Genomic DNA, 17986 nt, shown 5'->3' with positions numbered 1-17986 from the left:
TTTTTGGGGTAAAGATAACTTAGGGATACGGAAAAAATCCTTCCCAGTATGATTGGGATCGCACTATCGAGAATATAAATATGCAATTATGCATATTTATATTGAATATTTTTAATAATTTTAAAATCTAATATATAATTAAAAAGTTTTTAATGAATTGATAAGGAGATGCGAGTATGAAGAAAGTCATAGGACTTATAGTATCATTATTTTTATTATTCTCTACCTATGCACCAACATTTACAGAAGCAGCCGAAGTTTTAAATAAAGTAGGCTGGGTGAAGGAAAATGAGAATTGGTACTATTATCAAAAAGATGGAAGTAAGCAAATAGATAACATTATTTTAGATGGAATAGAGTATTCCTTTTTTAAAGATGGGAGGCTATTCCAAGGGAGAAAACAGGTAGGAAAAGACGATTTATATTATAGTGAGCCTGGTAAATTAAAGACTGGATGGAGTTTTTCTGCAACTTCATGGAGCTATTTAAAAGATGGGAAGTATGTAACAGGAACATTTACCTATCAAGGAAAACCATTTGAAATTAATAAGTACGGGGATATGGAAAAAGGATGGATTACTCTTCGTTCTGCTGTTAAAAGAATCTATCCAAAGCCAGAAACAAAATTTCTATTTAAATCTAAACCTGTAAAGGATGGGGATGTCTTAGAGGTCATTTCAAAGCAGGGGTTATGGTATCAGGTTAAATATCAAGGAGAAGTCGGTTATGTTCGGATATTTGAATCTGTTGTAATTGGTGAATCACCAGTTCGTTCATGGGATGTAACAAAAGAAGCAACGAATTTGTCTCATTTTATGATAACGGAGTATCATAAAGATCCTGAAAAATACTTTCCACCCAATATTCAAAAGAAATTTGATAAACAACTAGATAGTGATTTAGCTCTTCTTGCGAATGGATTAAAATGGATTGATCAATTAAAAGAAGCACTCTATTTAGATAATAAACAAGGATGGGTACAAGAAGAAGGGAAATGGACGTATTATAAAAAAGATGGGCAAAGAATAACTGGTTTCCAAGCAATTGATGGGAAACGTTATTATTTTGGTACTGATGGTTTTATGCAAACGGGATGGTTACATACAAATGGATCAGATTATTATCTGGGAACCGATGGTGTGATGCAAACAGGAGTCCAACATATTGACGGGAAAATCTATTACTTTAGTCCGTTAGGTTCTGTACAGTCAGGATTTACAAATGTTGAGGGGAAACCATATTATTTTGATGCTTCTCATGAATCAAAAAATGGTTGGATGAAGCAAGAATTTAATTGGTATTTACTACAGCCTTCAGGTGCATTACAAACAGGAGATTTTACATATAAAGATAAGAAATTCTCCTTTAATCAAGATGGAGAAATGGTTAAAGGATGGGTTACATTAGAATCCCTTGTTAAAAAAGTATATCCTGAGCCAGATTTAAGAAAAGCATTACGTGCAAAACGTGTGAATAAGGGTGAAGTGATAGAAGTAACTGGGAAAGTCGGTTCTTGGTATGAGGTTAATTATCAAGGAGAAAAAGGATATGTACGTATTCATGATGCTATTATCTTTGATCAGGAGGCTAAAAGTCCACTTACTTTGCTTGATGGGAAAGTAAAGATATTTGAAGGTGTATTAGATTATTTAAAAAGTGACGAACCATTCATAAATAACACGATTAAAATTTTAGAAGAATCAGAACAAGGGTTGTTAGATGCTGCAGAGAACTGGGAAAGTATTTCTAGGAACGTAAACAACGCAAAGCAAGATGTACAGTATAAAATGAAAGTGATTAAAGAATCACATGATAAATTGCAAGAATTAGTGAATGCAATGAAAGGTGACATAAAAAATTTAACCGTTACCCAAAGGAAAGAACTTGTAAAATTACTTGGAGCTGATGGAAAAGAATTATTAGATTTTGGTGTAGAGACATATAGTTTTATACTCCAGTACTATGAATCACTTATTGAGGCCTATGTTGGTTATTATCAAGCATTAGATGTGGTTGCGGCCAAAGCGATTGAATGTCAAAATGAGATTAATAAAGATATTCATCAAATCACATTGAATATGCAAGAGTTATCGAAAGGGTTATCTGGTGTAGTTAAAGACTTAGGACCAGTTGTAAATAGCTCCATTCGTTTGAAACATTCCATAGATGAGGCAAAACCTGGGATGGAGGAACTTGTGCAAGTAACACGAAAAAATGCTCCAATTATTGCGCAAGATTTACAAGCATTAGATGCGAAAGTCCCAGGATTCTTCACAGATTTCAAGATGGGAATAGATCTTGCAAATATCTTTATGGACTCGGCTAATAAAATAGCAAGTCATAAAGTTGATGTATCTGCTGCAGCTAGAAATATTGGTAATATTGATTTAAGTAGTGCATTGTATGATTTGGGTGGAGATCCATCTCGTATTTATAATCGTGCGAATGATGGGGATTTATCATTCGTATTGGGTATTACACCAATAATTGGTACAGGAAAAGAAATTGGACAACTTATCAAAGGTGAAGACTTAGTAACAGGTCAAAAATACGGTCCAGACGATTATGCATGGGGCACATTGGCCGTCGTATCTGGTGGTACAACACGAGTTGTTGGTAAAGTTGTAGGGAAGATTAGCGATCTTGAAAAGAAAGGAAAAGCACTAGAAGCAGCTGCTAAAGGTGGTCGTTCTGGAGAGATTGTTCTGGATAAGGTTCAAACATATGAACAAGCAAGAAATAAAGCAATGAGTTTATTGGGAGATTTAGGGGCTGATTCACAACCATTTATAGGAACAATGGAAAAAAGCGCTGGTTATGGTAAAATTGTTGGTAGAAAAACAGCCGATAATAAAGCAAGATGGCGTTTAGACTATGATCCTAATAAAGGAATGCATATCAATGTAGAAGATTTTAGAAATGGAAAAAAAGAGCAAGCAATAAAATATGCAATTCCTTTTGAAGGAAATGAAGAAACTTTTAAAGCATTATTAAAACATTTAAATAATTAATCAGGTGATAAAATGGCAACATTATTAGAAGAATGTATAGAGGCATTAGGAGTAAATATTGAGATTTTAGAAGAAACACAAGGAAGAACAATAATAAGAAAATTTGAAAATACATTTCCTATCACATTTTGGGGAAGAATTGATTGGGAAAATATTCAAAAATATGCTGAGCTATATAATGAGGATGAAATAAAAGCATATTTACAGAATTGTTTTGGAACATATTCTCATATGGTATATCTTATTTGGGATGACGCGACATTACCAGTAATTAAGACAGAATTGCATCAAGTTTTGGAAGTAATATATGATGTTACAGCTGTTAGTTTTGATACCTGGATATATTCACCAGATGTAGGATATGTCATTGAGTATCATCATGATGGTGATATACGTATTGGAGACGTAAAAAATATTATTAAATAAATAGACTTTTATAAACAAACGTAGGATCATTGATTCCTACGTTTGTTTAGTATTAATTAAAAATTTAAGGTTCTGGTGCAAAAATAGTGTGATATGAAAAAAGAGAAAAAGATTCCTAGCGGAATTACACTTTATATTGTTAAACCGAAAAGATTGTTGATAAGGGGGGATATGTAACAATGGCACCAAATCACGCAATAAGTATTATCGGACATTCATTTTAAGGATTATTTCGTATATTAGTGGACATAAAATAGCTATTTGTAATGACTTGATGTCCGCTAATGGTATTTATCGGACATTAACAGTAGAATACGCTTTTGATCTTTTTTGCTTCATAAGAATGAAAATGTATCTAAAATCAAGCTATTTTCAAATGAAACGGACATTTTTATCATTTCTAATGTCCGCTAATGTTTGTTGCGTTATCCTGTTCTATTGCTACACAAAGGCCTGTAGTTAAAGACTTAGGAACAGTTGTAAATAGTTCGATTCGTCTAAAACATTCTGCAGATGATGCGAAACCTCAATATGATAGAAATAGATAAAAGATATGGAGATAAATTTATACCTCCAGTAAACAAATAATACAAAAGGAAGATTTAAATTATGAACTTATATTTATTATCACCTGAAGTAGCTGGTGGACATGGAGAAAAAACAATTTATAGTAACGAAAAGAATATTGGCACAGAAGGAATTTCGGGAAAAGTTCAATTTTTACATTATGAATTCTATGGATGGCTTGGCGATGATTTGTTAGAATCTACACCTTGTTTTATTGTTTCCGAGAAACTGAAAAACGCATTATTATCTAGCGAATTGAAAGATTTTAAATTGGAAGAATGCTTAATTAGTCTTTCTGTGGAATTTCAAGAATTGTATCCCGGTAAAGAATTGCCGAATTTCTGGAGGCTTATTCCTTTAGGTACAGTAAACCATGAAAATGGAGATTATAGCGCGTGGTCAGGACATCAATTTTGTTTAACAACTAGAGGAGATCTTATTGTAACAGAAGAAGTACTTTCTTTTCTAAAGTCATTTACTCTAAAGTATTGTGATATTTCGTTGTTAAAAAATATTAGTTAATACTAGATAGGGTTGTTGAAGATATTTCTTTCCAGAAGGAGCATCTTTATTGGGTTCTCAAGTTAATATATCTAGTTTTGTTCAGGTTTAACTTAATTATTTAATACTTTTAATTTTAAAACCGTAGGAACAATTTATTTCTACGTTTTTTTGTTATACCCATTTTTAATGAAATACCATGTCTTTGGAAGATACAGAAAGATTAAACAGTAGTTTTTCAGGTTCGCGATTTGAATCAATATGATACTTTCCAAATCGATTTACATGCGCTGTCATGTAAGGACCTAAATAACAAATCGCTAATAAAATAGCAAGTTATAAAATCGATATACCTGCTGCTGTCATCATTGTTGGAAATATTGACTTGAGTAATGCACTTCGTGATTTAGGTGGCGATCCATCTAGAATGCATGATCGTAAGAATGATGGAGATGTATCATTCATATTGGGCATGACGCCTATAATCCGTACAGGAAAAGAAATTGGCCAACTCATTATAGGGGAAGACTTAATAACAGGTAAAAATATGATCCAGAAGATGATGTATGGGGTACAATTGATTTAACAAATGCTTTCCGTGATTTTGGTGTTACTCCAGAAAAAATGAGAGAGCTTGAACAAGCTGGTCGAGATACAACAAAATTTATGAATGCTTCATTAGATGTTTGGCCAATTATTAATGTGCCAAAAGAAATTATTCAATTGGTACAAGGCCATGAAATGGGCGAAAAAGACAAATATAAACCATCTGATTACGCGATTGGTGTTGCATCATTACTAACTGGTGGAACTGTAAAAACTATCGGAAAGGTAGTTGGCACTGTTGAGGATATTGAAAAGAAAGCGAAAAATCTTGAGAAGGCTGCGAAGTTTACTGGAAAAACTATTGGTAAGCTTAACAAGCAAGATATCCCAAATGAATATAAAAAAGAATTCTAAAAAAGCTTCCAGACGGATGGAAATACACGGATAATAATGGGTTTATTCACGTTCGAGACGGTAATGGTACAATAAGAATGAGAATAGATCCACCGTATAAAGTTACAAAGTATGACCATGTACATTTATACGGTGAAAATAAAAATCCTTTAGATTTAAATGGAAACATAGTTGATGCTAAAAGTCCAGATGCTCATATCCCATATGAAAGATGAGGTGAGGAAATATGAACGTACAAAGAATACAAGAAAAAATTGATAAGTTAAATTACTGGGATGCGTGGGTTACTAAATTAGAATGCAATTATATTGGCGATGAAGTGATTTTGATTTTTAAAGATGGGGATGATGATGTAACTCTTCAATTCAGTGGTTGCTATAAAATAGAATACAAACATAGTATGGGATATGTAAAAGAAAAGCCAATAAAAACATTTACATATGAACAGTTACCATATTTTCTTCATGATATTGAAATTGGTGAAGTAGAAAAAGAGGGCTTGAAATTATATACCTGTAATATAATTATGCCTCCTATGGAATTAGAAATATGGTGTAAGGATATAAAAATTGAAAGATAAGTATTTGCAAAAGAAAAAATGCTAAGTAAATTCTATATTGTTGTAAAATAATTAAACGGACCTTAGATAAACATAAAACTGTGGAAATATTTAATTCCTGCGGTTTCTATTATATCAATTTGATTTTCTTTCATATTGATTCTTTATATCTCAACTCGTTTCTGTACCTCTGCAATATTATGAATTTCTTTTTAAACGCTATGCTTGTTATTATCAAGCATTTGATGTGGGGACAGGTGAAACGGTTGAATTTTAAGTTTAAAGATAAAAATAAATAAGGGGAATATGTTATGAAAGTAACTTGTTTATATAATACCGGCAATGCCCTATCTAAGATAACAGAGGAAACATTTAATTTAACCATTGAAAAAGAGTATATTGTTTATGGAATATGTAAATTACAAAGTGGTGAGTTAACATATTTAATCTTAGGAGAACGTGAAAATATGCCATCATGGTATCCAGCAGAATTATTTAAAATATCCGATGCGTTACAACCTTTAGAATGGTATTGTGCAGAACACAAACAGGTTAAAGATACAACTATAGATTATATATGGGGATATAAAGAGCTAGCCTTGGATGATTCACATGCTCTGGGGTTAATAGAAAGAGAAAATAAAGATATGGAACTATTTTTAAAGCGTAAAGCTGAGATTGACGAATTTGAGGAATTGTATAAATAAATTAAATTTATTTATGAAAAACGTAGGAATTAAATATTCCTACGTTTTTTGTTTATAACATTTAAATACCTGATTTTTACAAAGGTTAAAGGATCAAATGGAAAATTTTTAATTTATCCTGCATAAGCAGAATCGTTTCTGTAATTCTTCTTAATAGAATACTCCCCTGTATATCATCATTATTGAGTCCTGATTCCATGAGATTGAAGTTAAGATATATTGAAAAGATCTTATTGAGATTTCTTGTCAATTTCTCATTAGTTTTCAGTTTATTCGGAAATTTGGTGGTTTTAATTTTACAGTTTAGTGAAATAGTGGGTTTGAAGATAATATAAAGCGTCTGCAGGACAATAGTTATGGGTATAAGATAAAAATATTGTATGTACATATCAAAACATGAACGGAAGGATAAACAGTACTGTAGCATATGAACTTATTTGGTCTGTCTTAGGAGTCGCACAATGCGAAATTGTAGGTAAGCAATCTTAGAAATAAGTTTGCCTTTCGGTAGTAAGAGCTCCACTAACGATGTTCATCCTCAATATTTTCTTAAAACGGCTGAAGGAATTTAATTTATGTATATAACTTTATGAAGAATATTAAATCTGTAGCATATGTAATTCCTCTGGAATGGATTCACGTATAGATCCTCATCTAAATTAAAAAATTTCACATATAATTTCATTTATGTTTAAAGTTTAAAAGCTCACCATAGATGATTTATAGAGAATGCAATTATAAATGCAAGAAAATCTAATTTAAAATTGAAAATTCGTTCTATTTTGGTTAGATATGGAATAAATGAATTTTATTTCTCAATATTCACTGTATGTCACTTTTTTGTTTTTTTCTATATGATATTGGAAAAAGTATGCTTAATTTTATAACATAAATCCCCTACAAAATTATTACTCTACAAATTAATTTCTTAAAGAAAACTTCTTGTGAATATGTTACTAACTACATAAAGTGTAATATTAACAGAATTATTACCAAAGTATTAGGTTTTTAGAATGAAAAATGAGTGCTCAAAATATCATTGAAATCCAGGAATAGAAATCGTAATTAAAATTTTTTGTTTTCTGTCAGGTATGTAAATCACTTTAGCTACTTTATGGGTAATTTCATGTGTTTTTTCTTTTGCTTAAGTTTATGAAATAGGAGTATTAGCTCTAAGTATTGTAGCTAAGAGTATGTAAAGCATAGAAAATCCGAATTAAACAAAATAGGAGGAAAGTGAAAATGAAGCATCAAGATGATAGTAAAACTGGTTTGGAAATAGCGATTATTGGAATGGCAGGTAAATTTCCAGGTGCAAATGAAATAAACCAATTCTGGGATAACCTAAAAAATGGTGTTGATTCAATTTCTACATTTACTGAAGACGAGTTAATTAAAGAAGGTGTTAATTTAGAGGTTTTACAACATCCTAATTTTGTGAAAGCAAAAGGGTATTTGGAGGAAGTAGAATATTTTGATGAATCCTTTTTTGCTTATACACCTAGAGAAGCGAAAATAATGGATCCTCAGATCCGTATGTTACAGGAAACGACATGGGAAGCATTAGAGATGGCAGGCTATAATCCATTTGATTATGAAGGATTAATAGGGTTATATGTAGGAGCATCTACTAATTTTAATTGGATGAAGCACACGCCATTATTAAACAGTGATAGTGTGGTTGAGTTTTCAGAGGCAGGTACTCTTTCCTATAAAGATGCAATTTCAACGCTTACATCCTATAAGCTGGGACTTAAGGGACCGAGTTTTACATTATATACAGCATGCTCTACATCTCTTTTGAGCATTCATCTTGCATGTAGATCATTGTTAACTGGAGAATGCTCTATTGCAGCTGCAGGTGGAGTATCTATAACGTATCCTAAAAAGAATGGTTATAAATACCATGAAGGAATGACAAGTTCACCGGATGGCAAAGTACGTACTTTTGATGCAGAAGCCCAGGGTGCAGTTTTTAGTGATGGTGTAGGTATGGTAATACTAAAGAGATTAGAAGATGCGATTGCTGATGGGGATACAATCTATGGTGTAATTAAGGGATCAGCAGCAAATAATGATGGTGGTCGAAAAGTAGGCTATACTGCTCCGAGTGTTGAGGGACAGGCTGAAGTAATTCAAGCAGCTCATAGTTTTGCTGAAGTTGATCCTTCTACAATTAGTTATATAGAAACGCATGGAACGGCAACGCCATTAGGGGATTCTATCGAAGTAGAGGCTCTAAAGAGAGCGTTTCAAGATGTGGACAAGAAATCTTTTTGTGCAATTGGTTCTGTAAAGAGTAATGTAGGTCATTTAGATACAGCTGCAGGGGTAACGGGACTTATAAAGACAGTTTTATCTATGAGACATAAACAACTCCCGCCAACTTTAAATGTGAAGCGCCCTAACTCGAAAATTGATTTTATAGATAGCCCATTCTATATCAATACTGATTTGGTGAATTGGCAAAGTGAAGATAATGATCTTCTTCGAGCAGGTGTGAGTGCTTTCGGATATGGTGGAACTAACGTTCATATTGTATTAGAAGAAGCGCCTAAAGTTAAAAGTTCTGCTTCTACTAGAGAAAAAAAGTTAATGGTTCTTTCTGCTAGATCAAAAGAAGCTTTAAATAATGCTACAGTAAATATGGTTCAATATCTGGAATCTAATAAAGATGTTGAATTAGCAGATGTAGCATACACATTGCAAACTGGCCGTCGACCATTTCCGTATAGAAGAGCGGTCTTATGTAAGGATATAGATAGCGCCATAGACAATTTAAAAACAGTTAAAGATTTTCACGTAAAAACGCAAGAAAATCCAGATTTGATATTTGTGTTACCTAGCGAATACTCATCAATTATTGAGAATGTAAAAGAACTATACCAAAAGGAACCATTATTCTTACAAGTATTTGAGCGTAATATGACTGATGCCCAAATGTATACTGGAAAAGCATTGAAAGAAGCATTCTTTAAAGGAACAGATGATAGCTTGGTTGAAGATTTAACCTTCTTCGTCTGCTTGCAATCGATTATTGATGTATTAATTGAATGTGATGTACGTCCTTCTAACGTTATTGGTACAGGCCTAGCTGGAATGGTTTCAGATATTTATAATAAATCTCTTAAGCCAGAAGATGTCCTGAATCAATTAGTTGAGAACTATACAGAGTTACAGACAGAATGGACGCATGGAGAAAAAGTAGAACTTCTAACACAAGTTAAGGATGTAGATCCTAATTCTGTGATTGTACATATTGGAGAGTTGTTAAATTCTGAAATTAATAATAATCAGATTATTTTACGAAACGACTTGTTAGAGGTATTGGGACAAGCGTGGGAGTTAGGGGTAGAAATTAATTGGAGTAAACTGTATGAAGAGGAATATAGATTACGTATTGCCTTACCAACTTATCCTTTTGAGAAAAAACGATATTGGATAGATCCAGCTGAACAGCAAAATATAACTAATAGTGAAGAAACATCGATAAAGAAACGTTCTAATATAGCTGAGTGGTTCTATACTCCAGGTTGGATGGAAAAAGAAATTGTAGATGTAACTAAAGAATCTACTAAAAGTTGGTTGTTATTTTTAGACAATGAGCATATAGGCTTAGCTCTTAAAGAAAAGCTTGAAAGAGATGGACATCGTGTTATAACAGTCGGTCTGGGTCCTTCATATAAAAAGATTAGTTTAAATGAATTTACAATATGCCCTACTGAACAAGAAGATTATTATCAGTTATTTAATGAGCTACAAAAACAAGAGTGTTTACCAGAGGAGATTATTCACCTATGGAATGTGGATAATAAGGATTTAGGTATCGAGACCTTAGATACTGGATTCTATTCATTAATATCACTTGCAAAGACAATTAGTAAATTTAATTTACTTTATCCTATCAATATAAATGTTATGACGAATAATATGCAAAAGGTAGTAGGAGACGAGTCTATTATTGCAGAAAAATCTACTCTTTTGGCTCCTATAAAAGTATTTCCGCAAGAGTATCCAAATATTAGATGCCGTAGTGTAGATTTTATGTTGTCTGATAATGAAGAAGCATTAATATCAAACTTATATTCTGAAATTCAAACGGACATTATTGACACTGTAATAGCAATTCGAAATAACACTCGTTACATTCGAATCTATGAGCCTATACCTGATGAAAAAGTAAGTGAAATGCTAGTAATAAATGAAAATGAATTAGCTTCAAAAATTCCGAATGTTCGATCGGAAGGGGTTTATTTAATTACTGGTGGAATGGGAGGAGTAGGCCTTAAATTAGCAGAATATTTGGCGCGTACAGTAAAGGCTAAACTAATATTAGTTAGTAGAACAGCTCTTCCTGATCGTGAAGAATGGGATCAGATTCTTCACGATCAGATTGAAAATGAACAATTATGTCAACGTATTAACCATATTCAGAAGTTGGAGTCATTGGGAGCAAAAGTAATGACAGCTGTTGCAGATGTTGCTGATGAAGAGCAGATGAGAAACGTGATTCATCAGGCCGAGGCTAATTTTGGTCACATAAATGGGGTAATTCATGCAGCAGGTGTCTTACGTGTTAAATCAGCTCAGTGTCCAATGGAAAAGATAAGTAGGATTGAATGTGAAGAGCAATTTCTTCCTAAAGTACATGGTGTACTAGTTCTTGATAAGTTATTGAGTAATTATGATCTTGATTTTTGTTATCTTGTTTCATCACTTTCACCTATTTTGGGTGGATTAGGTTTTGTAGCCTATTCAGCAGCAAACCTTTACTTAGATAGTTTTTCAGACAAAGTGAGTAATACATCTAATAATCGATGGACCAGTATTAACTGGGGAGATTGGCAGTATACGGGAGCTCAACAGGTTAATAAAATATTCAATGCTCAAAGTATAGAAGCACTTGAAATGACATCTGAGGAAGGACAAAAAACATTCCAATGTGTGCTTGGTTTAAGTGGTTTAAATCAGGTAATTATTTCTTCAGGAGATTTAAATAAACGTTTTGATCAATGGATTAATCTGAATTCTCGTAAACGAATTTCTGAATTGGAAACTCAAACGAAAATGAGAGATAAGTTCAGAACTCAAGATGAAGTAGAGGAAATAATTATAGGAATTTGGAAAGAGTTTTACAGTGTTGATACTGTAAATGTAAATGAAAATTTCTTTGATCTTGGTGCAACTTCACTTCATATAATTCAAATTCATGAGAGATTAATTAATAGATTAGAAAAACAGATTTCAATTGGAGTTATGTTTGAGTATCCAAGTATTCGTTCTTTAGCGAGATACTTAAGTGGAGATAAGCAAAAGAATCAAGTTAAACATACAAAACGTTTTAATCGAAAAACGAAAGAAGATAACGATATTGCAATTATAGGAATAGATGGACGTTTTCCTGGAGCACAGAATGTAAATGAATTCTGGAATAATATAAAGTCTGGTACAGAGTCTATTCAATTTTTTACAGATGAAGAGTTAATTGAATCTGGTGTGAATCCTATGGAAGTAAAAAGCCCTAATTATGTTAAAGCGAAAGGGTATTTGGAGGGTACTGATAATTTTGATGCTCCATTCTTTGATTATACACCTCAAGATGCATCATTAATGGATCCACAACTACGAGTATTCCATGAATGTGCGTGGTCTGCCCTTGAACATGCTGGATATAATATTGAGACCTACCCGGGCCTAATTGGTGTATATAGTGGGGCATCTCCTAACTTATATTGGCAAGTGTTATCTACTCTATCAGAGGCAAATGAACCAGCTGGGCAATTTTTAATTTCATTACTTAACGACAAAGACTCGCTTAGTACTCAAATTTCTTACAAATTTAACCTTAAAGGACCAAGTATGAATATCTTTACGGGATGTTCAACATCATTGGTGGCTATTCATAATGCAAGCCAAGCATTATTACAGGGGCATTGTGATATTGCTATAGCTGGAGGAATTACATTAACTCAACCTGAAAAAGCAGGTTATACCTACCAAGAAGGAATGCTATTTTCTTCAGATGGTCATTGTCGTCCTTTTGATGAAAATGCAAATGGAATGCTTTTTGGAGACGGTGTTGGGATTGTTGTTCTGAAGCCTTTACAGGAAGCTATAAATGATGGGGATACTATACATGCAGTAATAAAAGGAACGGCGATTAATAATGATGGGAATCGGAAAATTGGTTACACTGCACCTAGTGTAGAGGGCCAAGTAGAAGTTATTAAAATGGCGCAACATGAAGCAAATGTAGAACCTGAGTCCATTTCCTATATTGAAACACACGGAACTGCTACTAAACTAGGAGATACCATTGAGATCAAGGCGCTTAGTGAAGTGTTTAACTCTAATGAAAAACAATCTGTACCAATTGGATCTGTTAAAGCAAATGTCGGCCATCTAAATGCAGCGTCTGGTGTTGCTGGTCTAATTAAAACGGTCTTTGCGATGAAAGATCAGGTTCTTCCGCCAAGTGTGAATTTCACAAAACCAAACACGCAAATTGGATTTGAAAAGACACCTTTTTATGTAAATCAACAATTAAATGAGTGGAAAGAGGATAATAAACCATTACGTGCAGGTGTTAGTTCATTTGGTATTGGTGGTACAAATGCACATATTATTTTGGAGGAGGCACCAAAGCTTGAAGCAACCTCAAATAGTAGACCATACCAGATGTTAATGATTTCGGCAAAATCGAAAGATGCTTTGGATCGTATGACTTTGAATTTAGGAAATCACCTTGAAGAGAATCCTCATGTGAATTTGGCAGACGCTAGTTATACATTGCAAATTGGACGTAAGGAATTCAAGCATAGGAGAGCTTTAGTTTGTTCCAGTACTCAAGAAGGAATTGAACAATTAAACCAGCCAGACGGAAGAAGAGTACAATATGCAAATGTAAAAGAGGAACATCCTAAAATCAACTTCCTGTTTTCTGGGAACGGATCGCAATATGTAAACATGGGGTTAGAATTATACGAACAAGAGGCAATTTTCCGTGAAGCTATGGATGAATGCTTTGCAATCCTTCAATCTGTTACGAATGTAAACATGAAAGAAGTGTTATACCCAACTACTTTCAGTATTGATGAGGCAACGGAAAAATTGAAAAGAATGGAATTTAGTCAACCAATTCTTTTCGCGTTTGAATACTCAGTTGCGAAACTATTAATGGGTTGGGGAATTAAACCTGAAGCAATGATTGGATATTCATTTGGCGAATATGTGGCTGCTTGTTTAGCAGAAGTATTTACTTTGGAAGATGCATTTAAATTAGTTGTAAAAAGAGGTCAGCTAATGAGTAGTCTTCCTGCAGGGGTAATGCTTAGTGTTCCGCTTCCAGAAGAGGAATTAATTCATTTAATTAATTCTTTTGAAAAAGAATATCAACATACCATTTCTTTAGCGGTAGTTAATGGTCCAGCTTGTATAGTTTCTGGGACAGAAGAAGCAATTGTAGATTTTGAAAATGAATTAAAGAAAAAGCGTTTAATGTGTATGCGAGTAACAATAGAAGGAGCAGCACATTCACACGAACTGGATTCAATTCTGGACGAGTATGCTTCCTATGTTAGTACATTGACACTTAGAGAACCTAAAATACCTTATTTATCAAACTTGACTGGTACTTGGATACGACCAGAAGAAGCAACAAACCCAGTTTATTGGGTAAAACATATGCGTGGAACTGTTCGATTCTCTGATGGAATTCAAGAGTTGAATAGCGACAATACAAGTCTATTCATAGAGATTGGTCCTGGAAATGACCTTAGTAGGCTTACTAGTCGCCTTTTAGACTATGAAAATGGTAATGAAAGAATATTTAATACGGTTCGATCTGTTCAACAAGATGTATCAGATATGTATTTCTTATTTAGTCACATCACTCGAATGTGGGTAACAGGTATTTCTATAGATTGGGAACAATTTTATAAAGATGAGAAGAGAAGACGTATCCCATTACCAATGTATTCTTTCAATAAAATATCTTATAAATTACAAGGTAATCCGTATGATTTAGGTCAAAAGCTTAATAGTAAACAATCTAAAATTAGTAAGAATAACAACATTTCTGAATGGTTCTATACACCGCAATGGAAAAGTTCTACATTGTTTGAACCAAATCATGATGTGAATGAGACATGGATTGTTTTTGTGGATCGAGAAGGATTAGGTAATGAAATAGTTAAGGACTTATTAAATAAAGGGGAGAGAGTAGTTACAGTAGAACCTGGCTTTGCTTTTAATAAGGAGAATAACGATCGTTTCATTATAAATCCTGAAGAACGTACAGATTACGTTAAGTTATTGGATGAAGTACAGGAAATATGTGGTTTACCTACAAAAATAGTTCATATGTGGGGAATTACGGATGAGGAAAGACAAGCCTCAATTGAATATGTAAATAGTAAACAAAACTTAGGATTCTATTCAATTTTTTACTTAACTCAGGCACTAGGAGACAAGAATATCTCTGATTCAATCTCAATTCGAATTATTACAAATGGTGTTCAACAAGTGATTGGTGATGAAGAATTAATTCCAGAAAAATCAACTGTACTTGGAACGTCATTAGTTGTTCCACAAGAGTATTCTTATCTTTCTTGTTCAAGTGTTGATGTTGTTTTACCTCTAAACAAAGAATGGAAGAGCAGGTTAATAAATCAATTAGTAGAAGAATGTCTTTCAAATACGAATGATAAGATGATTGCTTATCGAGGAAATAAAAGATTTGTTCAAACTTACGAGCCTTTACAACTAGAACAGCCAGCTAAAGAGAAACTGCCGTTACGAAAAAATGGAGTTTACCTTATTACAGGAGGACTCGGAGGTATTGGTACAATTCTTGCGAAACACTTGGCTCAAACTGTACAAGCCAACTTAGTTCTTCTTACACGTACAGGTCTGCCAAATCGGGATGAGTGGGATATGCATTTGAAGGAAAATACGATGTATTCGGACAGAATTCGTAAAGTTTTAGAGATAGAAGAAACGGGATCTAAAGTTTATGTACTTGCTGCTGATGTTACAGATCAATCACAACTATACGAAGCAATTCATAAGGCAGAACAAGAATTTGGAAAGATTAATGGTGTAATTCATGGTGCAGGTATTCTTGGTGGAAAGACTTTTAATTTAATTCAGGAACTTGAAAAAGAGGACTGTGAGGAACAATTTTCTGCAAAAATTTATGGTCTTCTCAATTTAGAAGAGTGTTTACGAAATAAAGATTTAGATTTTTGTGTTCTAATGTCTTCAATTTCAGCGGTCTTAGGTGGATTAGGTTATGTATCATATGCTGCTTCAAATATATACATGGATGTTTTTGCACAATATATAAATCGTTATTCCAACCTGCCTTGGATAAGTGTCAATTGGAGTGATTGGAAATACTGGGAAGATGAAGAAAAAGATATGCAGATAGGTGCAAGTGTACATGAATTATCTATGACACCTGAAGAAGGAGTTCAGGCTTTTAATATAGCACTGTCATGGAAACAAGGGGAAGTACTGATTCATTCTCCAGGAGAACTGCAAGCGCGTATTGATCAATGGGTGTTATTAAATTCTTTCAATGATGAGAAGGAAGAAGAATTAGATTCTACGTTATACCATTCTAGACCACAACTCTTGACTGAATATGTAGCACCTCGTAATGAGGTAGAAGAAAAGCTTTCAAAAATTTGGAGAAATATATTTAAAGTTTCAGAAGTTGGTGTTCATGATGATCTTCTGGAACTAGGTGGAGATTCACTTAAGGCTATTACTATTGTTTCAAAAATTCATAAAGAGTTTAATGTTGAAGTTCCTATTAAAGAACTCTTTACTCTATCAAATATTGAGAAACTAGCAAATTATATTTCAAGGGCAGATAAGAGTGAATTTGATGTTATTGTTCCAGCTGAACCTAAATCTCATTATCAGCTTTCTTCAGCTCAGAAGAGATTTTATGTATTACACCGATTGTATCCAGAAAGTACAGCTTATAATGATACTTCCGTTATTCTTTTAAATGGAAAATTAAACATTGAACGTTTAGAAAAGGCGTTCACTCAATTAATTAAGCGTCATGAGATATTTAGAACTACTATTGAAATGAAAAATGATAAACCGGTACAAATTATTCATGATCATGCTGATTTCCATATTACTCAAATTGAGGGCTTTGAATCTGAAGTGGAACAAATAATTAATGAATTTATTCGCCCATTTAATTTTAATAATGCTCCATATTTCCGTGTAGGGTTAATTAGATTGGAAGAACAAAAACATATTTTAATTATTGATTTACATCATATAGTAACCGATGGAGTTTCCTATGATATTTTTGTTAGAGATCTATTTGCACTTTACTCAGGAGAGAAATTACCAAACTTAAAAATACAGTATAAGGATTACTCAGAATGGCAGCAGAGTGAAAAAGAAAAAGAAACTGCTCTCAAACATGAACAGTATTGGCTAGATCAATTTAAAGATGGTGTACCTGTCTTGAATATGCCTACTGATTATACAAGACCTGAAATATTAGATCTAAAAGGTAGTAAAATAACCTTTACTATTGATTCAAATGTTACCAAGAAAATTAAGCGTTTATTAGCAAAAGAAGAAACTACATTATATACGCTAATGCTCTCTGTATATAATATTTTGCTAGGTAAATATACTGGCCAAGAGGATGTTGTTATTGGTTCACCAATTACTGGTCGCCCGCATGCGGATTTACAAGATATTATAGGAGTATTTGTAAACATGTTAGGAATAAGGAACTATCCAAGAGCTGAAAAAAGGTTTACTCAATTCCTATTTGAAGTAAAAGAGCAGGTCTTACAAGCATTTGAACATCAAAAATGTCAATATGAGGACCTGGTTAATCAATTAGGACTTCAGGGCACGTATAATAGGAACCCACTTTTCGATGTTTCATTTGTTATGCAAAATATGGATGCAGATCATATGTTTATCGATGGTTTAGAACTAAGGACATATGATCACGACTTTAAGCGCGCACAAATGGATTTATTGCTAAGAGTGGTTGAATTGGAAGATACAATTGAACTGACTATGGAATATGCAACCTCTTTATATACTAGGGATACGGTTCAAAAGTTATGTGAGCGTTATGTTGAGATTTTTGAACAAATTGTAGATCATCCTGAAATTTTATTAAAAGATATTTCATTTAAACAAGAAATTCAAGAACTGCAACCAGTTAAGGTATCAGTAGATTTTGGGGATTTTAACTTTTAATT

6 protein-coding genes and 1 pseudogene are annotated in these 17986 nt (G+C 33.2%); all 7 read left to right on the top strand.

All coding sequences use genetic code 11. From position 1 onward, the window contains the following. The first annotated feature begins 176 nt into the window (after window positions 1-176). The 7 genes and pseudogenes from N2V92_RS01925 to N2V92_RS01895 all read left to right on the top strand — a co-directional run bounded on the left by N2V92_RS01925 (window position 177) and on the right by N2V92_RS01895 (window position 17984). Window positions 177-3011 (top strand): pre-toxin TG domain-containing protein, encoded by a 2835-nt coding sequence (locus tag N2V92_RS01925; RefSeq protein WP_170264838.1) that lies wholly within the window; start codon window positions 177-179, stop codon window positions 3009-3011. 12 nt (window positions 3012-3023) lie between these two features. Beyond that, the gene (locus N2V92_RS01920) at window positions 3024-3437 is read left to right on the top strand and encodes a CDI toxin immunity protein (RefSeq protein ID WP_000212607.1); all 414 of its coding nucleotides are present in this window, start codon (window positions 3024-3026) and stop codon (window positions 3435-3437) included. Between the two features lie 609 nt (window positions 3438-4046). Continuing rightward, on the top strand, window positions 4047-4526 hold the full coding sequence (locus N2V92_RS01915; RefSeq protein ID WP_136804488.1) for a hypothetical protein: 480 nt from the start codon (window positions 4047-4049) through the stop codon (window positions 4524-4526). Window positions 4527-4824: 298 nt separating this feature from the next. After that, a pseudogene (locus N2V92_RS01910) lies at window positions 4825-5680 on the top strand (hypothetical protein); the annotation flags it as partial. A gap of 11 nt (window positions 5681-5691) precedes the next feature. Next, window positions 5692-6045: a hypothetical protein gene (locus N2V92_RS01905; RefSeq protein WP_001102759.1), complete on the top strand. Its 354-nt coding sequence runs from the start codon at window positions 5692-5694 to the stop codon at window positions 6043-6045. A 290-nt stretch (window positions 6046-6335) separates the two neighbouring features. Continuing rightward, window positions 6336-6731, top strand: a complete 396-nt coding sequence (locus N2V92_RS01900; RefSeq protein WP_000868982.1) for a hypothetical protein — start codon at window positions 6336-6338, stop codon at window positions 6729-6731. 1242 nt (window positions 6732-7973) lie between these two features. Continuing rightward, the gene (locus tag N2V92_RS01895; RefSeq protein ID WP_170264837.1) at window positions 7974-17984 is read left to right on the top strand and encodes a type I polyketide synthase; all 10011 of its coding nucleotides are present in this window, start codon (window positions 7974-7976) and stop codon (window positions 17982-17984) included. Window positions 17985-17986: the final 2 nt, after the last annotated feature.

This window comes from Bacillus sp. CH_48 (assembly GCF_038008465.1).
Classification (GTDB): Bacteria; Bacillota; Bacilli; order Bacillales; family Bacillaceae_G; genus Bacillus_A; species Bacillus_A thuringiensis_S.
This window is presented reverse-complemented; position numbering and strand designations above follow the sequence as displayed.